Origin of the sequence: Acetobacter sp. UBA5411, assembly GCF_002409645.1 — a bacterium.
Classification (GTDB): domain Bacteria; phylum Pseudomonadota; class Alphaproteobacteria; order Acetobacterales; family Acetobacteraceae; genus Acetobacter.
Genome location: NZ_DHNR01000026.1, coordinates 28,922 through 53,783 on the forward strand (window position 1 = coordinate 28,922; position 24,862 = coordinate 53,783).

40 protein-coding genes are annotated in these 24,862 nt (G+C 55.6%); 26 read left to right on the top strand and 14 right to left on the bottom strand.

From position 1 onward, the window contains the following. Window positions 1–52: 52 nt before the first annotated feature. From B3759_RS07780 to B3759_RS07830, 11 genes are all read right to left on the bottom strand, one after another. Entirely contained in the window at window positions 53–292 is a 240-nt protein-coding gene (locus tag B3759_RS07780) for a hypothetical protein (RefSeq protein WP_291365267.1), read from the bottom strand. Then, entirely contained in the window at window positions 285–614 is a 330-nt protein-coding gene (locus B3759_RS07785) for a hypothetical protein (protein WP_291365269.1), read from the bottom strand. Before B3759_RS07785 ends, B3759_RS07780 begins: the two co-directional genes overlap by 8 nt. Further along, window positions 611–1,147 carry a hypothetical protein gene (locus B3759_RS07790; RefSeq protein WP_291365271.1) on the bottom strand — a complete coding sequence of 179 codons (537 nt, stop codon included), beginning with the start codon at window positions 1,145–1,147 and terminating at the stop codon, window positions 611–613. The genes B3759_RS07785 and B3759_RS07790 overlap by 4 nt, the downstream gene beginning before the upstream one ends. 352 nt (window positions 1,148–1,499) lie before the next feature. After that, on the bottom strand, window positions 1,500–1,994 hold the full coding sequence (locus B3759_RS07795) for a hypothetical protein (protein ID WP_291365273.1): 495 nt from the start codon (window positions 1,992–1,994) through the stop codon (window positions 1,500–1,502). Further along, window positions 1,991–3,022 (bottom strand): AAA family ATPase, encoded by a 1,032-nt coding sequence (locus B3759_RS07800; RefSeq protein WP_291365275.1) that lies wholly within the window; start codon window positions 3,020–3,022, stop codon window positions 1,991–1,993. The genes B3759_RS07795 and B3759_RS07800 overlap by 4 nt, the downstream gene beginning before the upstream one ends. After that, window positions 3,022–3,915, bottom strand: coding sequence for a PD-(D/E)XK nuclease-like domain-containing protein (locus B3759_RS07805; protein ID WP_291365277.1), 894 nt, complete (start codon window positions 3,913–3,915; stop codon window positions 3,022–3,024). Before B3759_RS07805 ends, B3759_RS07800 begins: the two co-directional genes overlap by 1 nt. Then, entirely contained in the window at window positions 3,903–4,235 is a 333-nt protein-coding gene (locus B3759_RS07810; protein WP_291365279.1) for a hypothetical protein, read from the bottom strand. The genes B3759_RS07805 and B3759_RS07810 overlap by 13 nt, the downstream gene beginning before the upstream one ends. A 250-nt stretch (window positions 4,236–4,485) precedes the next feature. Beyond that, window positions 4,486–4,917, bottom strand: a complete 432-nt coding sequence (locus B3759_RS07815; RefSeq protein WP_291365281.1) for a hypothetical protein — start codon at window positions 4,915–4,917, stop codon at window positions 4,486–4,488. Between the two features lie 10 nt (window positions 4,918–4,927). Further along, on the bottom strand, window positions 4,928–5,989 hold the full coding sequence (locus tag B3759_RS07820; protein WP_291365283.1) for a hypothetical protein: 1,062 nt from the start codon (window positions 5,987–5,989) through the stop codon (window positions 4,928–4,930). Between the two features lie 70 nt (window positions 5,990–6,059). Beyond that, the gene (locus B3759_RS07825; protein WP_291365285.1) at window positions 6,060–6,353 is read right to left on the bottom strand and encodes a hypothetical protein; all 294 of its coding nucleotides are present in this window, start codon (window positions 6,351–6,353) and stop codon (window positions 6,060–6,062) included. 10 nt (window positions 6,354–6,363) lie between these two features. Beyond that, a complete protein-coding gene (locus B3759_RS07830) occupies window positions 6,364–7,038 on the bottom strand; it encodes a hypothetical protein (RefSeq protein ID WP_291365287.1) in 675 nt (224 codons plus the stop codon). Between the two features lie 268 nt (window positions 7,039–7,306). Here B3759_RS07830 and B3759_RS07835 point away from each other — a divergent pair, with 268 nt between their 5' ends. Next, entirely contained in the window at window positions 7,307–8,338 is a 1,032-nt protein-coding gene (locus B3759_RS07835; RefSeq protein ID WP_291365289.1) for a P63C domain-containing protein, read from the top strand. 150 nt (window positions 8,339–8,488) lie between these two features. Here B3759_RS07835 and B3759_RS07840 read toward each other — a convergent pair whose 3' ends face one another. Then, entirely contained in the window at window positions 8,489–8,848 is a 360-nt protein-coding gene (locus B3759_RS07840; protein WP_291365290.1) for a helix-turn-helix domain-containing protein, read from the bottom strand. A gap of 85 nt (window positions 8,849–8,933) precedes the next feature. On the opposite strand from B3759_RS07840, the gene B3759_RS07845 reads away from it, so the two are divergent. The 4 genes from B3759_RS07845 to B3759_RS07860 all read left to right on the top strand — a co-directional run bounded on the left by B3759_RS07845 (window position 8,934) and on the right by B3759_RS07860 (window position 10,010). Then, entirely contained in the window at window positions 8,934–9,137 is a 204-nt protein-coding gene (locus tag B3759_RS07845; protein WP_291365292.1) for a YdaS family helix-turn-helix protein, read from the top strand. Then, a complete protein-coding gene (locus B3759_RS07850; RefSeq protein WP_291365294.1) occupies window positions 9,134–9,523 on the top strand; it encodes a hypothetical protein in 390 nt (129 codons plus the stop codon). Before B3759_RS07845 ends, B3759_RS07850 begins: the two co-directional genes overlap by 4 nt. Window positions 9,524–9,602: 79 nt before the next feature. After that, window positions 9,603–9,800 carry a hypothetical protein gene (locus B3759_RS07855; protein WP_291365296.1) on the top strand — a complete coding sequence of 66 codons (198 nt, stop codon included), beginning with the start codon at window positions 9,603–9,605 and terminating at the stop codon, window positions 9,798–9,800. Beyond that, window positions 9,801–10,010: a hypothetical protein gene (locus B3759_RS07860; protein WP_291365298.1), complete on the top strand. Its 210-nt coding sequence runs from the start codon at window positions 9,801–9,803 to the stop codon at window positions 10,008–10,010. Between the two features lie 2 nt (window positions 10,011–10,012). Here the strand turns inward: B3759_RS07860 and B3759_RS07865 are convergent, their stop codons facing one another. Further along, window positions 10,013–10,207, bottom strand: a complete 195-nt coding sequence (locus tag B3759_RS07865; RefSeq protein ID WP_291365300.1) for a hypothetical protein — start codon at window positions 10,205–10,207, stop codon at window positions 10,013–10,015. 84 nt (window positions 10,208–10,291) lie between these two features. On the opposite strand from B3759_RS07865, the gene B3759_RS07870 reads away from it, so the two are divergent. The 3 genes from B3759_RS07870 to B3759_RS07880 all read left to right on the top strand — a co-directional run bounded on the left by B3759_RS07870 (window position 10,292) and on the right by B3759_RS07880 (window position 11,193). Beyond that, entirely contained in the window at window positions 10,292–10,618 is a 327-nt protein-coding gene (locus B3759_RS07870; RefSeq protein ID WP_291365302.1) for a hypothetical protein, read from the top strand. A gap of 82 nt (window positions 10,619–10,700) precedes the next feature. Next, window positions 10,701–10,940 carry a helix-turn-helix domain-containing protein gene (locus B3759_RS07875; protein WP_291365304.1) on the top strand — a complete coding sequence of 80 codons (240 nt, stop codon included), beginning with the start codon at window positions 10,701–10,703 and terminating at the stop codon, window positions 10,938–10,940. Next, window positions 10,933–11,193: a DUF2312 domain-containing protein gene (locus B3759_RS07880; protein ID WP_291365307.1), complete on the top strand. Its 261-nt coding sequence runs from the start codon at window positions 10,933–10,935 to the stop codon at window positions 11,191–11,193. The genes B3759_RS07875 and B3759_RS07880 overlap by 8 nt, the downstream gene beginning before the upstream one ends. Before the next feature lie 2 nt (window positions 11,194–11,195). Here the strand turns inward: B3759_RS07880 and B3759_RS07885 are convergent, their stop codons facing one another. Further along, a complete protein-coding gene (locus B3759_RS07885; protein ID WP_291365309.1) occupies window positions 11,196–11,372 on the bottom strand; it encodes a hypothetical protein in 177 nt (58 codons plus the stop codon). A 68-nt stretch (window positions 11,373–11,440) separates the two neighbouring features. Between B3759_RS07885 and B3759_RS07890 the strand changes: the two genes are divergently transcribed. The 18 genes from B3759_RS07890 to B3759_RS07975 all read left to right on the top strand — a co-directional run bounded on the left by B3759_RS07890 (window position 11,441) and on the right by B3759_RS07975 (window position 24,861). Then, window positions 11,441–12,007, top strand: coding sequence for a hypothetical protein (locus B3759_RS07890; protein WP_291365311.1), 567 nt, complete (start codon window positions 11,441–11,443; stop codon window positions 12,005–12,007). Beyond that, a complete protein-coding gene (locus B3759_RS07895; protein WP_291365313.1) occupies window positions 12,001–12,408 on the top strand; it encodes a VRR-NUC domain-containing protein in 408 nt (135 codons plus the stop codon). Before B3759_RS07890 ends, B3759_RS07895 begins: the two co-directional genes overlap by 7 nt. Then, window positions 12,405–12,758 (top strand): hypothetical protein, encoded by a 354-nt coding sequence (locus tag B3759_RS07900; protein ID WP_291365315.1) that lies wholly within the window; start codon window positions 12,405–12,407, stop codon window positions 12,756–12,758. The genes B3759_RS07895 and B3759_RS07900 overlap by 4 nt, the downstream gene beginning before the upstream one ends. Before the next feature lie 113 nt (window positions 12,759–12,871). Further along, window positions 12,872–13,240, top strand: a complete 369-nt coding sequence (locus B3759_RS07905) for a hypothetical protein (protein WP_291365317.1) — start codon at window positions 12,872–12,874, stop codon at window positions 13,238–13,240. Then, window positions 13,237–14,172, top strand: coding sequence for a DUF1376 domain-containing protein (locus tag B3759_RS07910; protein WP_291365319.1), 936 nt, complete (start codon window positions 13,237–13,239; stop codon window positions 14,170–14,172). Before B3759_RS07905 ends, B3759_RS07910 begins: the two co-directional genes overlap by 4 nt. Then, window positions 14,169–14,966 carry a hypothetical protein gene (locus B3759_RS07915; RefSeq protein ID WP_291365321.1) on the top strand — a complete coding sequence of 266 codons (798 nt, stop codon included), beginning with the start codon at window positions 14,169–14,171 and terminating at the stop codon, window positions 14,964–14,966. Before B3759_RS07910 ends, B3759_RS07915 begins: the two co-directional genes overlap by 4 nt. Next, window positions 14,963–15,466, top strand: a complete 504-nt coding sequence (locus tag B3759_RS07920; RefSeq protein ID WP_291365323.1) for a DNA N-6-adenine-methyltransferase — start codon at window positions 14,963–14,965, stop codon at window positions 15,464–15,466. Before B3759_RS07915 ends, B3759_RS07920 begins: the two co-directional genes overlap by 4 nt. Continuing rightward, window positions 15,463–15,669, top strand: a complete 207-nt coding sequence (locus B3759_RS07925; RefSeq protein WP_291365326.1) for a hypothetical protein — start codon at window positions 15,463–15,465, stop codon at window positions 15,667–15,669. The genes B3759_RS07920 and B3759_RS07925 overlap by 4 nt, the downstream gene beginning before the upstream one ends. 172 nt (window positions 15,670–15,841) lie before the next feature. Continuing rightward, on the top strand, window positions 15,842–16,075 hold the full coding sequence (locus B3759_RS07930) for a hypothetical protein (protein WP_291365328.1): 234 nt from the start codon (window positions 15,842–15,844) through the stop codon (window positions 16,073–16,075). After that, window positions 16,072–16,233 carry a hypothetical protein gene (locus B3759_RS07935; RefSeq protein ID WP_291365330.1) on the top strand — a complete coding sequence of 54 codons (162 nt, stop codon included), beginning with the start codon at window positions 16,072–16,074 and terminating at the stop codon, window positions 16,231–16,233. The genes B3759_RS07930 and B3759_RS07935 overlap by 4 nt, the downstream gene beginning before the upstream one ends. Beyond that, window positions 16,233–16,811 (top strand): hypothetical protein, encoded by a 579-nt coding sequence (locus B3759_RS07940; RefSeq protein WP_291365332.1) that lies wholly within the window; start codon window positions 16,233–16,235, stop codon window positions 16,809–16,811. The genes B3759_RS07935 and B3759_RS07940 overlap by 1 nt, the downstream gene beginning before the upstream one ends. Before the next feature lie 223 nt (window positions 16,812–17,034). Further along, window positions 17,035–17,472, top strand: coding sequence for a hypothetical protein (locus B3759_RS07945; protein ID WP_291365334.1), 438 nt, complete (start codon window positions 17,035–17,037; stop codon window positions 17,470–17,472). Continuing rightward, window positions 17,453–18,673: a PBSX family phage terminase large subunit gene (locus B3759_RS07950; RefSeq protein ID WP_291365336.1), complete on the top strand. Its 1,221-nt coding sequence runs from the start codon at window positions 17,453–17,455 to the stop codon at window positions 18,671–18,673. Before B3759_RS07945 ends, B3759_RS07950 begins: the two co-directional genes overlap by 20 nt. Next, window positions 18,670–20,277 (top strand): DUF1073 domain-containing protein, encoded by a 1,608-nt coding sequence (locus B3759_RS07955; protein ID WP_291365338.1) that lies wholly within the window; start codon window positions 18,670–18,672, stop codon window positions 20,275–20,277. Before B3759_RS07950 ends, B3759_RS07955 begins: the two co-directional genes overlap by 4 nt. Beyond that, entirely contained in the window at window positions 20,277–22,169 is a 1,893-nt protein-coding gene (locus tag B3759_RS07960; RefSeq protein WP_291365340.1) for a hypothetical protein, read from the top strand. Before B3759_RS07955 ends, B3759_RS07960 begins: the two co-directional genes overlap by 1 nt. A 2-nt stretch (window positions 22,170–22,171) precedes the next feature. Beyond that, window positions 22,172–23,293, top strand: coding sequence for a DUF2213 domain-containing protein (locus B3759_RS07965; RefSeq protein WP_291365342.1), 1,122 nt, complete (start codon window positions 22,172–22,174; stop codon window positions 23,291–23,293). Window positions 23,294–23,305: 12 nt separating this feature from the next. Further along, window positions 23,306–23,818 (top strand): structural cement protein Gp24, encoded by a 513-nt coding sequence (locus B3759_RS07970; RefSeq protein ID WP_291365344.1) that lies wholly within the window; start codon window positions 23,306–23,308, stop codon window positions 23,816–23,818. Further along, entirely contained in the window at window positions 23,818–24,861 is a 1,044-nt protein-coding gene (locus tag B3759_RS07975; RefSeq protein WP_291365346.1) for a hypothetical protein, read from the top strand. Before B3759_RS07970 ends, B3759_RS07975 begins: the two co-directional genes overlap by 1 nt. Window position 24,862: the final 1 nt, after the last annotated feature.

Consider the following 24,862-nt stretch of genomic DNA (forward strand, 5'->3'; position numbering starts at 1 on the left):
CGCCAGCTATCGTCCAATAATTCGCGGATGAGGATTATTTGGTCGTAGGCGTTCATGGCCTGGACCTCGCACGGATGGCAGAGATTGCGGCATCAACACCGTCATTGAACCACTGCTCAGGCATGGAGAAATCAGGAATTCGCGTTTCTTTCAGCGTTTGCAGGATATTCTCCCGCTCATCCTTCCGGCACGCCTCGCCGTATGCGCGGAGTTGGTCAGAGGAGAACGCCTCTGCCGTATTCATATAAAGAGATTGCCATTTTGGCTCAGGCAGCTTCACTTCGTCAGGCATCCGTGTTCTCCAGTGGTCTGGCGTACATCAGGCAGATTTCGCCGTCCTCAGTGTCGAATGCGCCTATCATCTTCCATCTATCGGTCCCGTGCCACGGGGGACGCCCAATCCGTTCAAGGTGCTTAACTTCCAGTGCCTCGTTTTCCTCCACCATCTCCGGGGGCATATCATCAGTCCAATAACGAAGCTCTATACTATTACGTCGGCAAATTTCTTTTGCATCCCTCATGCCGATTTCATCGTGCCCAAACCACTCAGCAAATTTCGGATATGGAACACCATCTTTCCTTATATCCTGTGTCCAGTATTTAAAGTAATTCACTGCCCGTCCTCCTTCATGGCGGCGTCGATGGCGGAGCGGAGTGTTTCTTCGTAATTGCCAGTTCCGCATACGCCGAACGATGTTTCTCCGGATGTGTTCATTGAGCAGTGAATTTCTACATCCTCCGTATTCACCGCAATGTTTTCCAACCACTCCAACCGCTTCGTATCTTCCGCACACTCAGCCTGCGCCCGTTCGTAGCCGCGCTGTTCAGCTTCGAGGGCTAAGTCTGCCCTGATATATGGAGCATGATGATTACCAGAAACACGAGGCCAGCGTCCTAGGGACATCAATCCTGTATCCGGATTTAGCCATACCCATTCTGGAAGTTTTTTCTGCTCCTTCGTCATCTCTCGCGCGGCTGTTAGAACTTGCGTGTCTACAGTTGTTACTGGGCCGCGTCTGATACGATCCTCGGCTTCCTCAATAAATTTCTCAGCAATATACGCGAGCGTTTGGGGTGCAAACCCTGAATTATCAAACCGCAGACAGCTTACAATATCAGCGATCTGCTCTTCTCTCGTCCGGGCCATTACTTGCGGTCCCCGTGAATAGATGGATGTGCGCAGAAATACACAGGGAAACATTCCTCTTGCCGCTTGCCGCCAACACGCCACCAATTCCGCGTCTGTGACGAGGGCGCGAAATACCACATGGAGCAAACATTCCCTTTCTTATCCATTCCAAGAACATGCGTTGTGGTTCCGTCATGTTCACTAATCGGCCGCCACATAGCGGCGAAGGCGGCTTTGAGTGCTTCCTCTGCATCTCTCGAAAACGTCTTCCATTGTGGCGCTCCCGACAGAGCGCAAATCCTGTCCGGCTTGAATCCCTGCCGAGTGCATATTGCCCGTGCCGCCGCCTCGATCATTTCTGGTGTCGGGGTCATGATGCGGCTCCTTTGAGGGCTTTTCTCGCGCGATCACGAAGCTCTTTCACCCCGATCTTGAGCCATGACTGTTCAGACATGGTTGTCTTTGCTTGACCAGAGAGCGTATCGCTACCGTAAGTCTCTATTGAGAGAAGAGCCTCCCGCAACCTCTGCGCCTCAGCGTCTTTCTCTGCGAGCACGGCTAGGTGGTCGGACTCACGGATGATGGGGAAATAATCATAGTAGGGATTAAATGTAATTGATGCCCCCACTAGTTTTTTCTCAGGGTAAAAATCCCGCGGGCAGGCGTACCCTATAACCAGCGCACTGCTCTGCGCCCGCACGCCAACAGCACGCAGCAGATCTATAAACGTCACGTTGTCACCGCGCCCAACACGCATGATCCAGTCCGTCAGCGCAGTTTCCTGCGCCTCGGTGAGCGGTGTTCGGATCACGAACGTCTCGGGTGTTTCCGGGGGCGGGGAGAAAGGGTCTTGGCGCTCGGTCATGCGGCTGCTCCCTCATCTTCCCGTTCGAAAATTTCGAGCGCGGCATTAACAGAAGCATCAACCCGGTCACTGAGATCCGGGCGGTTTTCAGACAGATGCTTTCTCCACTGCTTTGTTTTGGGAGAGGAAGTAATCCGCTGCAGCGCTTCCAGCGTAGGCGCATCCTGTATTGCTGCGATCAGATCGTCTGTTGCGTCGGCATCTGTGTCGGCAGGTGGTCGATCTGCGCCGGTCTCGGCCCAAGCGCGTAGACGCTCCCCTGTATCAACTGTGATTTTCTGACCGGCAGGAAAGATGGCCTGCAGATCATGATTTAGTTTGCGCTGCATGTCATAGCGAGGCTCGCCGGGTGTTTCTGGGTGCATCGTCATTGAACCAGACAACTCAAACATGAAGGATTTTTCGCAGACAGGCATGAAACCCATCTGGCGAATTTCATTCCTCTCTCGGCCCGTTCTTTCGTCTTTCACCTTCTCAAACTTGATCTTTTCCTGAGCACGCAGACAGAAAATCAGATGTGTCCGGCACTGGATTAACTTTGCCATCATGCGCTTGTGGAGCTGCTTAGGCTTTTTCCAGCTTGGAGCGGTCATTGCATCGACTTTCCACGCCTGCACGACGCCGTTGCGGTCTGTGGCTGCCGCAATTGCGGCCTGTTCAGCCATGTCTGAGCAGCCACCTTCGCCATCCCACTCATGCGACATGCTGTCGATGACGATCACAGTGGCCCCGGCTTCTTCAGCGGCTTTGATGGCTTCAACGTATCGTTCCGGTGTGAACGGGGGCGGGAAATCTAAGTGCATGAAATCGAACGTGCCGCTGGCTGGGTCGGCTTTTGCTCCGGGCATAGGGGCATAATGCAGAGCGCGGCCAGCTTCTGTGTCGATGACAGCAATTTTTCCATTCTGTCCTTTGATGCCCTCAGCAAGCGTCAAGGCCGAAAAGGTCTTCCCGGATCCAGAGGCACCAGCAATTCCGAACAGAAGACCGATCTTCTCACGAACGGCAGGGCGAATTGTGAAAACCATCAGACAAATTCCTCGATCATCTCATCGCGCATTTCGCGCTCTTCTGTTTCGCGTATCAGCCAGTTCGGGGCTTCAATGGTGGCCATGTGCGGATATCCGGGCCAAACGCCGCTTTTCATGCATCGCCCCCAAATATCGACAGCGCGCTGAACGTCATCCTGGGCGATGTGCTGCAGAGTTCTGCCGGGCGTCATGACAGACACAGCGAATGGTTCGACCATTTCAAAAACAATGAACCGCATGGGTGCTGGGTCATTCCCACGGAGACGGCGCGCTCCGTCAGCATAGAAACGGTCCTGAGTTCGATAGGCTCGAACCATGCGGCGGTCCCATTCGGTTGGGTTGGCGCTCATCATCGTTCCCTTGAGGTCGAATAAAGGCGAACGTGGATCGTCAGGCATCCGGTCAACCATCGCTCGGCACCAAATGTCCCGGTCTCGCCAGACCATGACTTGCTCTGATTTTCCAGGCGCGAAAAACTCTTTGCACTCCTCGCGTTCTCGCATCTCAGAGAGAACCGCAGTGCTACAAGCGTGAGCGATATCGAAATCTTTCGACAGGAGAGGGATGACGCCTGCGTCGCGGCAAGCATTACGCTCTTCTTTCGCGGCGGCCTTTTTGTAATCGCTGAATTTTATCTCCTGAATAGGAGCGCCCTTCCCAAGAATTAGCTGATGGATAGCCGAGCCCTTATCCATCGCAGCCGTGATTTCCTTTGGTTGCTGATTGGGGTTGAGCCGCACATGAGCGAACCGTGCATGCTTAGGGCTCTGATCGAGTATAATCCGCGCAATACTGTTCGACAGGCTGGGCTCAATCACAGGATCAGAATGGTAGACTGATTCAGGAATGTCATAGATCCCCGGCTTAACGATCTGCATCACAACACCCATCCAGTCTGCTCGAACGTCGCGTCTGCATGCGCCAGATGCGCCTCCAGCATGAACTCCCGATCATCCGCCGCAATGCGATTTGCCGAACGCTGCATGTCGTCGGCCATGTCGCCCAGTTCCAGAATCATTGATGCGATCTGGTCAGAAAACTCGTTGTTCAGATCGTCACATTCCCCCATACGTCGAACAGTTTCCTGAAACGCGGGAAGCTGCGCCGCTGCCTGTTCACGATGGGAGATATTGTGCGCGTCGTTTGTCGTCAGGCCATAAACCTTCATCTCACCCTCCATTGTTGGAGAAAATTCGGACAACTCGTCCACGGAACCCGCTCCGAAGAGCGGAGAACGCGGGCGTGTTTATTTGTAGTCTCGCCTCAATTTAAGAAGGCGATCCATTAAAATATTGAAGTATTGTTCATCTCTTTCGTGAAAAGATTTCTTTATGAGATCGATATATTCAAGAAATTGATCATCAGGAACGTCAATTCTTCTTTCTCTCAATTCCCTGAGAAGAAGATCATCAGATACCTCATCCAGATAGTCTCGAACGTCAATTTCTATGCATGCCATCTCAAAACCCTCCCGCCACAGCCTCAAAACCCCACAACATCCCGGCGCACACAATCGCCATGAGCGCGGCCATTCCAACAGCCAGTCGCGTGGACACCACGATCTGCTCGGGGACTTTCTCGATCTGCGTGTCGAGCCAATCCAACGCGACCTGAACCGCGTCCGCCGTGGAGCAGGGGAGACTGGAGAGCCACAGGCCGATGGCCGGGGCGATGATCAGCGTGATGGGCTGAGCCATTCGTTCGCGGCTGATATCCAGCTCCGTGTTCAGGTCGCGGATGTTGGTCAGATTGTTGTTCCGTTCCAGCCAGAGGCGGTCGTTTTCAGCAGACAACGCCACGTTCTGATCACGCAGTTCACGGGCTGCACGCTCGACCATGGGCCAGTCGTGGTGTGCAAGGCCGTGGTTCAGGGCGGTGAGGGTGGTGTTCATGCTTCTGGCCTCAATACTGGATTGAAACGTGACGGATTGTATTCTTGGCAATCGCGACAACGACCGCCTTGGCCTGATCTTCTGTCAGTCCGATGGCTGACAGATCGGCTACAATCTCACCGTTGGTCTTGGCGCAGTGTGCACGGTTTGCTGCCCGGCGCTTTTCCTCTGCGAGCCGATCAGCTTCCTCTTTCGCAATACGATCACGTTCAGCCTGAACAGCGGCTTCTTTGTCGCGGCGCGCCTTTTCCACAGCTGCAACACGATCCTTTTCAGCCTGCTCAGCATCCTGCCGAGCCTGTCGTTCAGCGCGCTCCTTCGCGTTCTTTTCTGCGAGAGCCTGCAATTCCAGCTCGCGCTTTTCACGCGCCGCCTTTTCCTCAGCCGCAATGCGCGCTTCCTCAGCAGCCCGTTCAGCTATCCGCTTCTCACGCTCACGCTGTTCAGCTTCTTGCTTAAGACGTCGGTTGATCTTAGCTTCCTGAGCCAGACGACGCTCTTCTTTCTCGCGTGCGTCGCGGGCAATAGCAGCTTCCTTCTGTGCCTCAAGCTGTTGCGTCACATTCGTGACAGCAAGTTTTGCCCGCGCACTGAACTCCTCGAAATCACGACCGGACAATTCTGTCAGCCGATCTAGGCGGCCCTTCACAATATCGACGGAAGGGTTTTCATCAAATCGGGAAAGCGCCTCGATCTCTTGAATGGCGGATTTATGTGCGTCTGTTCGCGCGGTCTCACGAGCCTCGTATTCATCGACTGGAGCACGGACTTCATCGCGCAGCTTATCGCAGCGATCCCGAACAATCCGAAGATCAGCATTGACCAGATCGACGGTTTTCTTTGCATCCGCCTTCAGATCATTGCCCATATTCTCAAGAGCCGTCTTGGAACGAGACACCTGAAACGCGATCGACTTTATTTGCTTGCGGCCCTTTTCTGTCGTGGCGTCAGTCGGGATTGCTCGAACATTGCTTTCCAGATCGGAAAGCAGTTTCTCAATACCGCCCTCACGAAACACTTCTGATGGCACCAGAGCGCCAGTATTCAGAATAGCGACTTCACTTCCGCTCATCTGTATTTCCTCCATTACCTGCCGTATCCGGCTACCAGACGAGGACCGCAGCCCTCGTAGAACAGTGGGATCAGGCGTGTTCGCGGATTTGTTCGAGCGCGACGGTTGCAGCGGCGTTGATTTCCTCGACGGCTGAAAATCCCTCGTCGGCTGGTGCGAACGGGTCCATCTGGTTCCGGCCCGACATGACGCGATCTCGTTCGATTGCATCCATCAGCGACCGCGATGCCTTGGCGATATGTTCGAGCGACACGGCGCGTTGCGTCATTGCAGCGAGTGTTACGCGGCTGTTGTGGCCTTGGCCCCGGTAATACGGTGAGCCTGCCGGTGCGACGTTGAACGCCATGTTGTCTGGATATGCCATTTTCCAGACCTCACGCTACTTTTTCTGCGGCAGGGACCCACTGACTGGACCGCAGTTCAATGAACGCAATGAGATGGCCGTATTCCTGCGCGGTTACGCTATCACCGTGTGTTTTCTGAACGGCTGAACGGAATTCATCGAGCGTTCCATTGAAACATCCGCGATTGACCGAAATCCCGTTGGCGGACCGGAACCATGTGAGTGTCCCGTTTTCAGAGCCGACGTGTGAGTGCCAACCAATATGGATTGAGAGTTCGACCTCAGCGTTGCCGGAGACCAGAGCGTCGCCGTAGACCCGAGCGTCGCCGGAGACCCGAGCGTTGCCGGAGACCCGAGCGTTGTCGGAGACCAGAGCGTCGCCGTAGACCCGAGCGTCGCCGGAGACCCGAGCGTCGCCGTAGACCTCAGCGTTGTCGGAGACCAGAGCGTCGCCGTAGACCAGAGCGTTGCCGGAGACCAGAGCGTTGCCGGAGACCTGAGCGTTGCCGGAGACCCGAGCGTTGCCGGAGACCCAAGCGTCGCCGGACTGGGATAGATTCGTATCTTTTTCGATATATCCACCAAGATCACCAGCATTCACGCCGAGCGCTGCTATTGCGACCAGCGCTCGGATACGAAACAGCCTCGTTCCATTTGGCGCTATTACCGTGTCGCTTTCCAGAAGTTCGTATTTGGTGTTTTCCATCCCATCCTCCTCGGCGTTGGTGTGCCGGTGTGCGGTGTTGATGGGATTATGTGACATGAGATCACATAATCAGTCAAGGGAAAATGTGATTTAAGATCACATTATTTCTTCCCACTCAGTTTCGGCGATTCATCCCAAGTGAACGTCGGCCATTCCGCCGCCAGAATCCGGGCAAAAAAAAACGGCGCGAGATGTCTCTGTTTCAGACAATGCAAGCATAAAATTAATATGCTTGCATTGCCATGCTGGGACAGAATAGTTTTGTTTCATGGAAAAAAAGATTACGAATCGTCGAAATGGCGGCGTTGCTCGCATGAAGGCACTCAAACCAGAAGCGCGCACAGAAATTGCTCGAGCAGCCGCAAAAGCACGCTGGGCACAGGCAAAAATGGTAAGAGCAACGCATGGCTCTTCTGAACACCCTCTTGTTATCGGGGATACGAAAATTCCATGCTTCGTACTCGAGGATGGTAGGCGCGTTATCACGCAAGGAGGATTTACGGACGCTTTAGGTATGGCTCGTGGTGGGTCCATGGTGCCGGGTATGAATCGACTCGAGCTTTTTGTCTCTCGAAAGTCTATAAATCCTTTTATTAACAGTGAGTTGAGGGAGAGAATCGCCAACCCTATAGCGTTTATAACGCCTGACGGTTTGAGGGCGAACGGATTTGAGGCTGAACTGCTTCACGATGTTTGTGAGGCTGTTCTTCTGGCTAGGTCAGAAGGCAAATTACAGAGGCAGCAATGGGGGATTGCTTCCAACTGCGAATTATTAATCCGGGGATTTGCGCGCGTAGGTATTGTTGCTCTAGTCGATGAAGCAACTGGATATCAAAAAGATCGCGAAAAAAATGCCCTTGCGGAAATTTTAGAAAAGTTTATCGCAAAAGAACTTTCTGCTTGGGTCCCAACGTTTTCTTCTGAATTCTATGAGCAAATGTTTCGGTTGAGAGGGCTGGACTTTTCCTCTGAAAATTTAAAACGGCCGCAGTATTTTGGAACTCTTACAAATGACATTGTTTATAAGAGAATTGCTCCCGGAGTTCTGGACGAATTAAAAAGAGTAACCCCAAGAACGGAAAAGGGCAGACCTAGTGCAAAATATTTTCAGAGCCTCACAAGTAATTTAGGGTATCCCAAATTAAAGGAGCACCTAGGTGCAGTAGTTGCTTTTATGAAAATAAGCAAAGACTGGAAAAGTTTTGTGTCATTGCTCGATGAGCATTATCCACGTTTTGATAGAACCCCGATGCTACCCATGGATTACGACCAGAAAGAGGATAGTGGTGAAGGGATCTAAATCTACCTTGCGCGGTGGAGATCTTCGCGTCCCCAAGCACCCCGCAACAAAAAACCGCGCATAACCGCCATCAACCTCTTTTGCGTTCCCATTTCGTTCTCATTCGTGAGATGGTTCTCACGGAACGAGAAGGGGAGCGGAATGGGGGAGTTAAGCGGCATTAGACGGATCGGCTTTGCTCGCCAACCGCTCAGCGACGGCCCTCAAAGCTGCTTTCTCCGGCTCGTCCATAGCTCGCCACATCCTAAGGAGGGAACGCTCATCGGGGTCTTCGATGACCTCGCTGCCCGCTTTGAACGTAGGAATCTGAGAGCCATGACGAAGGTAATCGAGCGAAACCTCCAAGAGGTCCGCTAGGGCGCACATTTTCTCCCACTGGGAAGCTACGTCCTTGTTCTCCATCCGTGACAGGTACGTGCGATCAATCCCGGTGGCAGCGTGTATCTCCACCTGGTTCAACTCACGCTCGACGCGCAGCCTCTTTATTCTCTGGCCTAAGGTCTCTGTCATAAAGCGAGACTGCCACTCCGCCGAAATTGATGTGTGACTTCAGATCACTATTTTGCTTGACCTTTTATGTGATCTGAGGTCACATATGGGCATGACGCCAAAAGAACTCATATCGAAGGTCGGCAGTTCACTGAGTTTGTCTCGTGCCCTCGGCCTCAAAGGTCACGCCAGCCTTTTCCGATGGAAGCAGATACCGCCCGAGTATTGCCCGGTGATCGAGCGCGAGTTCGGCATCCCCCGCGAAGAACTGCGCCCCGACCTATTCCGCCGCGAGGAGGTCCAGCCATGAGCGCCAAAACCTCGGCATTCACCAACCTGTCAGTTGATATCTCACTGCCCGAGGGCTTTTCGGAGCGCATCTCTGATAGCGTCTGCGGCGGCATTGCTGATCTCCTCCCTGTGGTTTTCTCCTATGTGGCTAATCACGTCATTGCGTGTTCCAGCCTCGAAACCACAGGACTGGCAGAGCACCCGGTCGTCGCCAGATGGGTCTGGCCCCAAAATCTCGACGCTGAGATTGCTGCCGCACTCCGGGCACTGCGGAACGATATTCAAAAGATTGCCTTCGCTCATACCAATTCATCCTCTGTTGCAACGGGTGATGAAAGCGTGGGGGAGGTTGCGACTCCCTCACGCGCCAAGAGCCTAGGCGACGCCGGGGAGGGTTGGAAATGATCCAGATCCTCACGACATGGCTCGTCCTGTCCGTACCGTTCGCTCTGCTGCTCGGCGCTGTGTGTCGGGGAGGGCGAGCATGAGCGCCTCAATACCATCAGGCTATCGCAAGGTAGGCGCGCTTCGTGGCGGCCGCTGGTTCCCGTTGGCGAAGACCAACTCAGGCGAGCTGGTCTCACAGCAGCTCATGAACACATGGCGGTCCCTGCGGAAATGGGACGTGAAGATCGTCAACGATGGCGACACGGCCATTTATTGCGCGAAAAGGATCGGGTGAATGGCGAGTGATCAAAATCTTCGCGTCGCGGCGGGGAGAATTGGCCGTGATATCGAGAAGTGTGGCGGTTCACAGGGTAATTCTTCCAAGCCACAGCAGCGCCAGCCAGAACAGCGCCGGAGCGACGATCCACGCCCCGACGCGAAGAAACAGTCTGGCGGTTGGGATCAGCCGGGATCGCGTGATCTCTGTAATGAAATGCCGTTCTGATCTCACGACATGCCACCCATCAGCTCCAACTCAATCCGTGCCGCGAGCATCTGCCGGTCTCTCAATGAGGCCGCTGGATGCACGACGGCCCATGTTCGGGCAGCCGCAATGAGCGACTGCGCGATGATGGGCTGTGCGTTCGGGAGCGCTGCTTCCCGGTCGTATGAGTGCATCACCTCCATGTCTCGTTTCTCCATTTCTCGTGTCCGCAAAACAGAGAATGAGGGAATGAGATGTGGAAAAACAGCGTACAAAATTACCGAGATTTTCGGGGAGGTCGCATGAGCGCAGTAGACGCCATCACCTACGCCGAAACCGTGACGGGCGTTCTCCGTCGGAAATACGGCCCGCTCCGCCACGCATCGAAGTTGTTGGCACGAGCAGTCGGATCGACGCCGCGCACGGTTCAGAACTGGCTTGATGGGATCAATGCGCCGCGTGGTGCTGAACTTATCAGGCTAATGCAGGAATGTGACGAATTGCGGGATGAAATATTCCGGCTCGTCGAGGAGGGTAAATGCCAAAAGGATACGGCATCGATTTCGGTTGGTGTGGCTTCGGCACCCATGCCGGACCGCCGAAGGTCTACAGATTGGGCTGGTTTCTGATCGTCGTCTTTCCGGACGGGATCGCTCTGGCCCTAAAAAGCTATCGTGCTGCACTGATGATTAAGAAGCGCGAGGTGGTGGAATGACAGTTCGCCTTTCGCAACTCCGCGAAAGACTGGCTGACGAAGCAGAGATGTTGTCGCAGTCAGAGGTTGCGCGGAAGTATCGAATTCCTGTGTCTCAGGTGTGCGAAATAATCAGCGGGAAAAGACCCGTAACCGCAACTGTTGCCAATGCAATGGGCTGGATTGTCGATGAGCCGATAGTGCGGCCGATGTTTGGTCAAAACTTCATTCCATCAGCGGAGAACTCGCATGTCTGACATTGGTCATAACACTGGCGGCGTGGCTGCTGATCGTCTCAAGAGCCTCGTGGAGAGATATACGCGGCTCGAAGAAGAGAAGAAGGGTCTCACTGATGACCAGAAGGACATTCTGACTGAGGGGGCCTCTGCCGGTTTCGACAAGAAGGTGCTTCGTCAGCTTATCCGGATCGTGAACTGTAAAGACAAAGACAAGCTGAGGTCTGAAGAAGAACTTCTGGATATTTATCGTCGTGCGATTGGAGAGGACTAATGCTAAAATCCGCCCTCGCCAAATTGACGCAACACAACATAGTCCGTCTCATCACGGACAATGCCAGACTGCGTGACGAAAACACACACCTGAAACGACGCAACCACGAACTGGAGCGCAACGACCGGCGCACGCTCGACCTGTTGGCGCAGAAGAACGTGGAGATTCAAGCTCTTCAAGAGCAACTCCGTGGACGTGACCGGAAAATCGCTGATTATCGCCGGGATCGTGAGGGGAGGTTTGCGTGATGAAAGTTCTGATCGGCTGTGAATATAGCGGCATTGTTCGGGATGCATTCATCTCCAATGGTCATGAGGCTATGTCGTGTGATCTGCTACCGACAGATCGTCCAGGCCCGCACTATCAAGGGGATATCAGGGACGTCCTCGATTACCCTTGGGATTTGGCAATCTTTCACCCGCCCTGCACTGATCTGTCCGTTTCAGGAGCCCGGCACTTTACAGAAAAGAGGATTAATGGTCGGCAGCAGGCTTCCGTGTCGTTTTTCATGCGTCTGACAAAAACGGATATCCCTCGCGTGGCCATCGAAAACCCGGTCTGCATCATGTCGACACTCTGGCGACGCCCAGACCAGATCATCCAGCCGTGGCAGTTTGGTCATGGTGAGACGAAGGCAACATGCCTCTGGCTGAAAGGGCTTCCTCAGCTGAATCCCACAGAAATTGTGGATGGACGCGAAAACCGCATTCATCGCATGCCACCGTCCCCTGACCGCGGGAAGTTGCGGAGCGCGACATATCCGGGAATTGCCGCGGCGATGGCGGAACAGTGGGGGAGGTCCGCACGATGCTGATGCAGGATACCGTGCTCTACCCCGAGACGAAGCCGCGCAAGCGTCCGCAGCACCACGAGGATAATCTGCACACCCAGATTGCCAACGCTCTGCGGGTGATTTTGCCTTCATGCGTTGTGTGGACCTCGACTGAGAACCGGTTCAACGGGCCGCGTGAAGGCGCACGCCGCAAAGCCCGCGGCTGCCGTGCGGGATGGCCGGATATGATGTTCTGCCACGCAGGACGAACGATCTATGCCGAACTGAAGCACGGGAAGAATGGTGCATCGAAAGAACAACGTGATCTGCACGCAGAATTGCGAGGGCAGGGATTCCCTGTTGCAGTCTGCCGGTCGCTCGACGAGGTGCTGGCGTTCTTGAAAGAGAATGAATTTCCGATGCGTGGGGAGATAGCAGCATGAGCAGCATACCGCAGTCATCTCAGTCGAAACGGATTGCGAAAATCATATTCGATGCCCTGAGCCGTGAAATAGAAATGTCCGGCCTCAGCATCTCCGCATTTATGCGCAGCATCGGCGTTCATGTGGCAACCTATAACTCTCTCAAGGAGGGGTGGGTGCCCAGCGGAATGACCATGCTTCGCCTGTTCTACCAGCTGGATATCGACCAGAAGCAGATTGGAAAAATGATCGATCTGGCAGAAGAATTTAACGAGACACGGGTAGAGGCGGTCTTGGGTGTAAGGCCAGTCCGTGCTACACCAAAAACAGCGAGACCCGCGAGTGCTGGACACACTCAAGCGGGCCTCTGACCAACGCGGATGTATGCACCATTCGCGCGGCTGATCCGGTACATGCCGGATCACGTTGCCGCCTGTCAATTCGGCAGGCGAGGTGCGCCGTTCGCTCCAGATGGAGTGATGTGATGACTGAATACTTTATCGTCGATGTGCGTGAGGAATTTCGCGGGAAATATATCACGCTTTGGCGCCCTGATAATGCTGGATACTGCTGGCCTATTCCATGGGCTGGACGTTATTCTCAGATGCAGATTTTAGAAAATCATGAGTATTACACCACTAAAAGATTTTCGAAAAATGCGCCAAACTTTGAAGGGCATGCATTCGAACGCTACCCGGTCGCTTGCGATATCGTGACGAGGCTTGTCGAGACGCCAGAGCGAGGCGACATCGATGGTGACGTGGGGCCGGTTATAAGGAATACGAAGAAAAACCGAGATTATTTACTCCGTCATAGATTCCGTCGCCCGATCACGGACGAGGTGACGGCATGAGCGATCTACCCGATCCACTGACGCCGGAAGATTGCGATCTGCGGGGCCTTCCGTTCATGCAACTCGATGTTGTGCGCTTGATCGATAGCGATCTGTTCGCACTGTCGACAGGCGACGAGTTCAAGGCTTCTGTGGCCCTCTGGTGCAAGTCATGGACCCAACTCCCAGCCGCAAGCCTTCCCGATGATGACCGTGTATTGGCTCATCTTTCGGGATCAGGAACAAAGTGGAAGCGCATTAAAGCCATGGCTTTGCGCGGCTGGGTCAAATGCAGCGATGGGCGTCTGTATCATCCCACGGTAGCCGAAAAGGCACTCCACGCATGGAAGGCCCGCACTAATCAACGCGAGAGAGCGGCAAAGCGCTGGAACAAAAACAACAGCAGCGATGGCAATGCCACGGCATCCGAAAATGATATGCCACGGCATAGCCACGGGATATCCCAAGGCAATGCCATAGAGAGGGAGAGGGAGAGGGAGATATCCTCACTACGTTCGGATGAGAGAGAGGGCGCGCCTTTGTCGCTCGCTCCCGCTGTCGATGCCGACGATGGCCAAACCGATCTCGAGGATTTCACCGGGCCTGCCAGCCCGAAGCCGAAACGCGCCGCCCGGCTCCCCGCCGACTGGCAACCGAGCGCCGAGGATGCGGAATTTGCCCGCAGCCTCGGCCTCGATGCTGACCGGGTTTCCGCAGTTTTCCGCGATTATTGGTCAGCCAAGGGCGGGAAAGACGCGACGAAAACCGACTGGTCCGCGACGTGGCGGAACTGGTGCCGCCGCGAGCAGCAGAGCGTGATGACTGGCGGCAAAGTCGCGGTTTCGGGGCCTCGGCAGGGGGCGCCTCAGTCGGCCCGAGAAATCCAGCGGCAGAACGCGGAATCGTTGGCTGACCGCATGGCGCGGCGTTACGGCAAGGGGGTGCAGGCATGAGCGCGATTGTGAAACTTCCGACCCGAGCGGCGGAACTCAGTCCAGCCCTTTCGGCGGCGATCGCCCATCGCTCGGTGGAGAAGTTCGGAAGCGGAGAAGATGGCGTCGTCATCCGCGTCGGCGAAGCTCGACTGACCCAAGTGATGATCGACGAAGCGGCACGCGCACTGCCCTCCCACGAAGCTGCCATGAAGCCGCTCGATGGCCCAGAATTGCAGGCGAAATGCGAGGAACTGATGGACATGCTCGCTGGCGCTGCGGCCATGACACCCGATGACAAAACGCTCGGGATGCGGACGTTTGCGCTGGTCGTGGGTTGTGAGGATATTCCGCGTGTTGCATTCGGAGATGGGTTGCTTCGGGATGCCGTGAAGCGCTTCAAGTTCTTCCCATCCGTTGCGGAGATCGTCGATTTTCTGAACGAGAGGTGTGCGGCCCATCGTGACCAGTTGGCACGGCTGAAGATCATCGCGCGGTCCAAGCCGACCGAAACGCCCACACGCCAGAAGCCGTCCCCAGAGGAACGCGCCGCCGTCGCTGCCAAGCTGGAAGCGCTACGCGCCGAGAAATCCGCACAAGCGGCGCAGGATGCCGCAATAGACGAGTTCGGTAGTTGGACACCCGAAGGGGCCGAGAACCTGTCAGGCGACGCTCTGGCGGCATTCTTGGAGGGGCTTATTCCCACATTGGATGGTCCGAAGCGCGAAGTGACCGAAATGCGCATCGTGGAGCTGCGGAAGAGCGCCGCGATGATGCGGCAGGTTTTGGCGATGAGCGAGGGGGCGCGGGCATGAGTGCTTCGTTTCCACTGACAGCAGGAAAGTCTGATGAATGGTTTACGCCGCCGGAGATTTTCGACGCGCTGAACTGTCAGTTTGACCTTGATGTGGCGCAACCGTCTGAAGGGCGTGCGTTTCTATCAGTGCCTTGCCGTCAGTTTCTCACGAAAGTGGATGATGGGTTGGTTGCGCCATGGTCAGGCTTCGTATGGATGAACCCGCCTTTTGGTGGCCGAAATGGTGTTGTGCGCTGGCTGGATCGATTTGTCGCGCATGGAAATGGAATTGCCCTGGTGAACGCGCTCACATCGTCCGGGTGGTTTCAGGACTTCTCTCCCAAAATGGATGCGCTGATCTTCCCGCGAGGAAAGACGCGCTTTGTTCGCCCTGATGGGAGCAGGGGAGAAAGCCCTCAAAGTGGAATTGTGCTGATGGGGATTGGCAAGCAGGCCGCTGATGTGATGCGACGTGTCTCGCCTACTTTCGGATTGCGGGTCGAAGAGGTGGCCTCATGAACGACTGCGAGGGAAAGAAACGCTACACGCGCCTCGGTGCCAAACTCGACGCCCGGATCATGCGGCGGAAGAACATGCAGGTCGTGGCCTATACGTGCCGCGAGTGTGGACGCTGGCACGTTGGCGGAATTGGCCTCGGCTATGCGACGAAACGGCCCGCGCCACGTGTGATTTGTCTTGGTGTGGGGAGTGTGACGGCGTGAGCGAAAACAGTACCCAAGCGGGAAATGACGTGGTACGATCAGGGATGAGCAATAAATCATCATCCCGAAAAAAGCGATCTGTTTTCAGAAATCGAGGTCGCGCACGTCGTGGTGCAGCATTTTCGCTTCGAAAATTAAGCTGCCTGCGTCTGCCATCAGTGAGGACGGTTTGATGATGAACAGTAATCGTTTTCTCGCTCTTGTGGCGATATGCGGGGCTACCATTGTGGGTGTGTTGGGGTTTCACGCATACGACAATGCTCAGGGGTATCGCCGAATTGCAGAGATGGTTGCGCGTGGCGCTAATCCTCAATCAGCCGCCTGCGCTGTCTGGGGAAACAGTATCGACGGCACAACAATGATCGATCCGGTCTGCGTTGCAGCCCAAGGGCATCAGAATCAATGACCAATCCCGAAACATGGCCTGAGTGTCTGACAGAAAAGGGACGCGAGAACGCCAACGCTCCACCGCGTGACTGGGGCATTGCGTGCGCGAGGATGAACCTGCTGGCCGGGGTGCCGCTGACTGAGGCGCAAAGAAAATTGGTGGAGAGGGCAGGGTGATGGCAGCGCAGAAACGCAGGGTTGTAATCCGGCAGGCCGAGGATATGGGGCCGACGCCTGAGAGGATAGCTAAGGGGGATTTTGAGACGGGTTCTCCCCCGCGCGTTCTGACGACCGTGACGGCTATGCTCCGGTCAGGAGATATCACACAGGATGAGGCTGATGCTGCTGACCGGTGGTATCGGGATTATCAACTGGCGTTTCTAACGGGTTACACACTGAGCCGGTATGGGCAGGCGAACACATACGAGGCACCGCACGAGGATCACGATCCGAACACGCAGAGGCTCCGGCACGACGCGGTATCGTTCGCGGTTGTGCGAGGGCAGGCGGCAGGGAGGATCAGCGAGATACGGTCAAGGCTAGGCATGTGCGGGCATCAGAGACTGAAGATGATGCTGGTCGATGAGATGAGTTTTTCCCGGATTGGGGAGGCTATTTATCCGAAAAAGAGCCAGCCCGATGCGGTAAGGTCAGCGAAGTTCCAGTGTGCTATTATTCTGGAGCAGTTGCGTGAGTTTTATCAATCGAGCGCCAATGAGCAAAAGAACTTGCGCGATTGCATAGAATATGCTTGATTTCTATAACGTTGCAAAAATTATGCAAGCCATCCTTCGGGGTGGCTTTTTCTGTTTCTGAGGGGGGGGGGCTGCTATCCTTCCGCATCTGACCCGGATGCGACAATCCCGAACCTCTCTAAACGGACAGTCCCAGAGGGTGTCTAGCTGTCCGTGGTGGGCAAACCGTGTGGCCTTAAATTTACAGCGGTAGGGCGGGAAGGGTTTTTCAAGGAGAATGGCTATGGCCGGAAAGAAGCCGGTCAGGAGTGCTCAGGTAAAATTAACTGACGACGTTTGGGAGTCTGTTCTCTGTGCTATCGAAGATGGGTTCACCATCCGCCAGATAGCCGATATGGACGGCATGCCATCGTGGGACACTATACGTCGTGCCATGCGAGGCGATCCTGAAAAGTCGTCACAATACGCGCACGCACGCGAGAAATCCTCAGAAGCTTTTGAGGCGGAACTATTAGAGGCAGCACGCACGGCAGGCCCGGAAGACGCGGCAGCCAAGCGGCTTCATGTCGACGCGCTCAAGTGGGTCATGTCGAAGCGATCCCCTAAAGTCTACGGCGACAAGATCACACAGGAACACACTGGGCCGGGCGGGAAAGACCTACCCACTCCAACGCTTGTAATATCCACATACCAGAAACCGGATGACACAGACACGGATTGAGATCCCGCCTGCATTTGGCGATTTCGGCCATCCGTATCGGTATCGTGTTTGGTATGGCGGCCGTGGTTCGTCAAAATCATGGACCGTCGCCCGCGTTCTGATTGCACTAGCGGCCTCTAGACCGATCCGCGTTCTGTGTGTGCGTGAGTTCCAGAACAGCATCAACGATTCAGTCAAACGGCTACTCGCTGACCAGATCGAAAGTCTCGGACTGGCAAAATGGTTCAAGGTCCAAGAGACAAGCATCTCGTCATCATCTGGCGCGGAGTTTCTATTTAAAGGGTTGGCCCGGAACATTCAGGGCATCAAATCGACTGAAGGTGTTGATATCTGTTGGGTCGAGGAAGGCCAGACAGTCAGTCAGTCATCGCTTGATATCCTCATACCGACGATCCGTAAGGCTGGGTCTGAGTTATGGTTCACCTACAACCCGGAACACGATGATGACCCTATGCATCGCCTTATGCGGATGTTGGAGACAGAAGACGCGGCGCTGGTCAGAAAGGTCGGCTGGCAGGATAACCCGTGGTTTCCCGATGAGCTTAACGCCGAGCGGAAATTACTGCTCAAGCATGACCCGGAAGCCTACGAGCATGTGTGGGAAGGCGAGTGCCGCACGATCAGCGAGGCGGTTGTGTTTCGCCATCGTGTTTCGTTCGATCCGTTCGACACGCCGCACGACGCCCGGTTTTACTACGGGGCTGACTGGGGTTTTTCGCAAGACCCCACTGCTCTGGTGCGGGCATTCATTACCGATGACGTGCTGTATATCGACCAGGAGGCTTTCGGTTACGGCGTTGAGATGGACGAGTTGCCGAGCCTGTTCGACACGATTCCGGGCTCGCGTGACTGGCCCATCCTCGCAGATTGCGCGAGACCCGAGACGATCAGCTACATGGCCAATCGTCATCGATTCCGCATCATGGCCGCAGAGAAGTGGCCGGGCAGCGTCGAGGATGGCGTCGAGCGCATCAAGGCGTTTCGCAAGATCGTGGTCCATCCACGGTGCAAGAGCATTTCCAAAGAGTTCCGGATGTATTCGTACAAGGTGGACCCGCGAGATAGCAGGATCATCCTCCCGAAACTCGAAGACAAGTGGAACCACGGGATCGACGCGCTCCGGTATGCGCTGGCCCCACTGATTCAGAACCGACGCAAGATGCCGTCATTCGCAAACTACAAGCCCACAGGACGCAGATGAAGAAACTGTTCGCACGCAACCGGGAGCGACGGACCGCCCCCGTGCGTGTCGAGCCCTCTCTCCAGATGTCCAAAAAAGAACGGCTGAACCTCGGCTCGTTCAAGTGCGGGGATGGCGTGTCTATTCCCCGGTCGATGGAAGAGGTTTTGAGGCCCTACGAGCCCCCGAAAGGCATTGTCGGCAGCGGAACTTCAATGGCGCAGGACAGCGGCTTGGCTGGCTCCATGTCTTCGCTCGCTGGTTTCGCTGGTGGGTATCCTGAGATTGCGGCCGGATATTTCGCTGATGGTCTCGCGTTTCTCGGATACCCGCAGTTGGCGCAGATGGCCCAACGCGCTGAGTTCCGGAAGCCGTGCCAAGTCATCGCGCGTGAATGCACGCGGGAATGGATCGAGTTCGGCTCGGCAAAGCAGGGCAACGACGAGAAAGAGAACGACGCCGCTGCCGAGAAGATCAAGCAGATAGAGGCTGAGTTCATCCGTCTGGACGTGCGGCGTATCGTGCAGAGGCATATTTATCACGGCCTGACATATGGCCTCGGTCATATCTGGATTGGCATCAAAGGAGCGGCGATAGACTCATCCGCGCAGGCCCAGCCGCTCGTCATAGGCCCGAACGGGATGAGCAAGGGCTCTCTGGAACGGCTGGAGAATGTCGAACCGATCTGGACAACGCCAAATAAATACAACGCCGACAATCCTCTGCGTGCGGATTACTACCGCGCTTCGTCGTGGTGGGTTCTTGGCGTCGAGGTCCACCGCTCGCGCCTGCTGACGACTGTGCCCTTTCCGGTGTCGCAGATGCTGGCCCCCGCGTTTAATTTCGGCGGCCAGTCTCTCACGCAGATGCTGCAAGCCTACGTGCATAACTACCTCGGCACGCGCAATTCGACCGCGAACATCGTCCGCAATTTCTCGAAAATCGTCCTGAAAACGGACATGACCGGGAACATGCAGGCCGACATGCCGGGCCAGCCAATGCCATACGGCGACGTGGATATGCAGTCCGTTCAGGGCCGTGCCGCCTTCATGCAGGACACGGCGGACGGGCAGTCTGCGATCGTGGTGGATAAGGAGCGCGAAGACGCTGCAATCATCGCCACGCCACTCGGTGGCCTTGACGCATTGCAGGCGCAGAGCATGAAGGCGATGGCTTCCATACCGGGCATCCCGCTCGTCAAGCTGTTCGGTATCCAGCCGACCGGCCTGAATGCGTCGTCAGAAGGTGAAATCCGCGTATTCTATGATGAGATTTCGTCATTTCAAGAAGAGAATGTCCGCCCGGTCATTCAGACGATCTTTGAGGCCGTGCAGATAAACCTCTGGGGCAAGATTGATCCTGATCTGTCGTTCGAGTTCATCCAGCTCTGGCAGATGGACGAGAAGCAGCTTGCTGAGATTGAGAAGCTGAAGGCCGATCAGGACGCGGTTCTCGTGCAGGCCGGTATTGTGTCGCCAGAAGAAGCCCGCGAACGGCAGGCCACGGACCCGCAGAGCAACTATCGCAATGTCAATCTGACAGGGATAGCGCCAGAGCCACCCGATCCAGAGGTGGACGGCGAGGGGCTTGAGGGCGTGTTGAAGCACGGTGAGGAAGAGGAATAGTGGCGCTTCGCTGCCAGTCAGCCCAAGGCAAGCGAATAGCGCCTGTCCGGGCCAGCGCGGCGGTTGAGGCTAAATATTACGCCGCCCTCCACGCTCTACTTGAGCGCATGCACAACGAGGTCATTCGCGATCTCGCGAAAGCCTACACCAAGGCAGAGCCGCAGATAGCGCAGGACGCTTCACCGCTCGCTGCTCTGGTCAAGATCATGGATGGCCTGACAAAGAAATGGCGCAAGAGGTTCGAGGATGACGCGGAAACCATCGCGCAACGGTTCACAAAATCCGCACAAGGTCACGCGCAACGCGGTTTTCAGGGTGAACTGAAGCGCCAAGGCTTTATCGTCCAGTTCAAGCCGACACGACGTGTTCAGGACGTGCTCCAGCGCTCAATTGCCGAGAACGTCAACCTCATCACCGGCATGAGCGCGGATTATCTCAAAGGCATTGAGACCGCCGTGAACATGTCCGTGATGAACGGGCGCGATCTCAAAAGCCTGGGTGACACGCTCCAGCAGCAATACGGTGTCAGCAGGCGTCGAGCGTCCCTGATTGCGCGGGACCAGAATTCGAAAGCTACGTCCGCCATAAACCGGACACGGCAACTCGAACTCGGGATCACAGAGGCAATCTGGGTTCATTCATCGGGCGGCAAGCACCCGCGACCGAGCCACGTAAAGGCTGGACGAGACAAGCTGAGATACCGGCTCGACAAGGGCGCTTTCATAGACGACGAATGGATACACCCCGGCGAGTGCATCAACTGCTTTACAGGAGAGACCTTAGTCAATCTCGACAATGGTTGTCATAAAGTCTGGCGTCACGATTATAGGGGAGACGTTCTTATCCTTGAATTTGGCGAGACCAGTGTAAGAGCGACACCTAATCACCCTCTTCTTACCAGCAAAGGATGGGTCGCGGCTGAGTTGATCGAGGGTGGAGATTATGTATGGGAGGCTAGGCTTAAGATAATTGAGACCGGCATGAGCAACCACCACATACGACATGCCAGATTCGATGATCTTTTCGATGCGTTCGGGACTTTCGCCTATCGGAAGACTGACGTTGGATCTGGATTTGATTTCCACGGCCATGTCCCGGATTCGGAAGTCGAGACTGTAGGGCCAGAGGTCAAACTGTCGGACGAACGGTATGCCTCTCTCACTGAGAGCGTCCGCGAACTCTTGCTCGCCAATTCCGATAGCCGGGGCGCAGTTGTCCTCGATAGCATTGAGGCGGCGCATTCTTTCGATGCGGGCCGCAAGCGTGATGGAAGAAAGTTCTTCGGCGCTACTGTTGGAGAAGCGAATGACATTAGCCTCGCCACCGCTCCGCGTATCCAAACCAAGGTAACGCATTCTGGTGCGGACAAAATCTCTGGAACGACCGAGGTAGTGAGCCATTCTGAGGACAGACACACCATCGGTGTGCCACTGGATGATTTTCTCGTCGTTTCCAGAGAACGAAATATCTCTTTTATGGTGCCCGATATCATCGAGGGCGCGACTGACCACCTGCTGACTGCATCCGATCCTCGCTCCGATATCGGACATACTCATTCCTTCATCGTAAAGCCTGACGACCTCCTGAATATCAATGTCGATGCGGCGATGAGACTTTCTGCCCTTTCGAAAGTCGGTCGCAAACCCAGCTTTGCGGAGATGCTTGCTGAGTTCATCAGTGTTTACGCCGATGTTCTCGGCGAGAGCTTTGAGTGTGGGGAATTTGTGTATAGACGCCGCCGCATCAGCGACAAATTCAGGCGTGAATATTATTCTGGCCATGTATATACCCTAGAAAGTGATACCGGGTATTATACGGTCGGAGAAACAGCGACAGCAACAAAAAACTGCCGATGTGTTTCGTCACCGATTATTCCGGGGTTTGACGACTAGAAATGACTGACAAACTGGCTTTCGACCGTTCGGTGCGACGCATCGACGCGGACGGACACCTCCACGTTGAACGCTGCGTCATCAGCGCCGCAGTCGTGTCACCGTATTATGGCCGAGAAATCCCCGGTTCGGAAGAGTTGAGCCTAGAGCCTGACACGATTTATTGGCTCTACCGCGATGCCGACGCGCTGCGTGAAGCGGCGGCCAGCATGAACGGCAAGCCCATCATCGAGGTTCATCAGCCTATCAGTGCTGAAGATCACCCGAAAGAAATAACCGTCGGTGCCGTCAACAATGTCCGTTTCGATGACCCTGACCTGATTGGCGAACTGTCGATCTGGGATGGTGATGCCATCGATCGGATTGAGGACGGCTCGAAACGCTGCGTCTCGTCTGGATACGCTTACCGAGCGGTCCCGGAAGAGGGCGAGATCAGCGGCCAGAAATACACGCTCAAGATGGTTGATATTCGCTTCAACCACCTTGCGCTTGTCGAAAACCCCCGCGTGCAAACTGCCATCATCGGCGACAGCGCGATCACCACAATGGAGAACGATATCATGGCTGTTCGCAAGCCCATGACAGCAGCAGGCCGCGTCTTGGCGGCTTTGAAGAGTGGCCGCCTCGGCATGGATGCGTCCGAAGAGGACGTAAAGAAGTGCATGGACGAGGACGAGGACGACAAAAAGGAAGACGAGAAGGCCGCCGACGCCAAGGCTTGTGATGAAGATAGCAAGAAGGCCGAGGATGAAGACGAGGACGACAAAAAGGCTGAAGACGAGGAAGAGGACAAGCCGAAACCCGGCATGGACGCTGCCTCTGTTCGTCTGGCCATTGATGCTGCCGTCTCCAAAGAGCGCAAGCGCAACAAGCAGGCGCAGGACGCCCGCGAAGCTGTCCGCCCTCTCGTCGGTGATGTCATCGGTCTGGACAACGCGCCGGACATTTATCGCTACGCACTGAAGAACGTCGGTGTGGATGCGGAGAACGTCCACCCGTCGGCTCTGCCTGCAATGGTCAGTATGGCTATGGCGTCCCGCCAGCAGAAGCCGCGTGTGGCGATGGATGCAGCGCCTGACAGTGATTCCCCTCTGGCGGGCGTCTCCGCTCGTCGCAAAGCGTAAGGAGTAGCCCAGATGGGTTTCCCCAAGAAGATCAATTACAACTGGGCGGTTGGATTTCCGGGCGGCATTGCCTCGGCCAATCCCCGCCGATCCGCCATTCCCGGCTCCCTCGGTTTCCGTGCTGGCGCGGGTGGCGTGTCCGTCGGTGCGTTCGGATGGGTGCAGGCTGACGGCGTGACCGTGCTGAACAAGCCGGTCGCCACCGAGGCCCCTACAGGTTTCGTCCTGTGTGACCAGACTGGCCTCATCACTGAATATCTCGGTGAGTCCACAATGACGCTGCTCGATGGCTGGAATGTCCAGCTCATGACGGGCGGAGATTACTTCGCTGTAGCCACAACCGCCGCGACCGCTGGGCAGGCTGTCTACGCCTCCACGACCGATGGAACGCTGACGACTGGCGCGGCTGGCACCGTTCCTGACGGCACTGTCGCAACCGGCTTCGTCGTGACGCAGGGCGGAGCAATCGGCGCAACAATCATCATCTCTGGCGCAGTAGCGCCGATCTCCGGGAGCAACGAATAATGGCGACTTTCCGCACTGATGCGGCCCGTCTCGCTCAGGACTGGGGAATCAACCTCCCCGGCGTGACGCACTATGTGGGTGAGCGTGGTAACGCGTTCGACGCCGCCCCTGTGTTCTCTGCCGTGACCGCACCGAACAGCGGTATTCCGGCTGTCATCAACACGATGGTTGATCCGCAGCTTATCCGCCAGCTCATCACTCCGACGAAATCGGAAGAGATTTACGGCAGTCAGAAGAAGGGCGACCGGGCTATCAAGACCGTCATGTTCCCGGTCCTTGAATCCTCTGGTTACGCTGTAGCGTATGGCGACTATGAGCAGGCTGGTGACAGCAGCGCAAACGCCAACTGGGTCAGCCGTCAGTCATTTCCGTTCCAGACGTGGGCCAAGTATGGCGATCTGGAAGCTGAAATGATGGGCATGGGTAACATCGACTGGATTGCCGAGCAGCGCACGGCCGGCGCTTCTGTCCTCGCCAAGCAGGCGAACCTCATCAATCTGTTCGGTGTATCTGGCCTTGAGAACTATGGCGCTCTCAACGATCCGTCCCTGCCTGCTGCTATCACAGCATCGCTCAAGACCGGAACGGCGACGGCATGGACCAGCACCAGCGACCCGAACGCAGTCTACAACGATTTTGTGACCCTGTTCTCTGATCTGAACAAGGCTATGATGGGCAACATCGACAACCAGACCCGCGTCAAGGTTGTCCTGCCGTCCGAATTGTCGCCTGTCCTGACCTACACGAACAGCTTCGGCATCACCCTTGAGGAGATGCTGAAGAAGTCATGGCCGAACATGGAAATCGTGTTTCTGCCGGAAGCGGGCGTCACTATGTCTGGCGGCTACACCAGCGCGAACGTCATGCAGATGTTTGTGCCGGAAGTGGATGGTGTTGAGACTGTCACTACTGCTTTCACCGAACGCCTGACCATGCACCGGCTTGAGCAGTATTCCACCAACGCACGACAGAAAATGTCGCGTGGCGGATGGGGCACGGTCTGGAAACGCCCGATGGCCGTTGCTCAGATGGTGGGGATTTGAT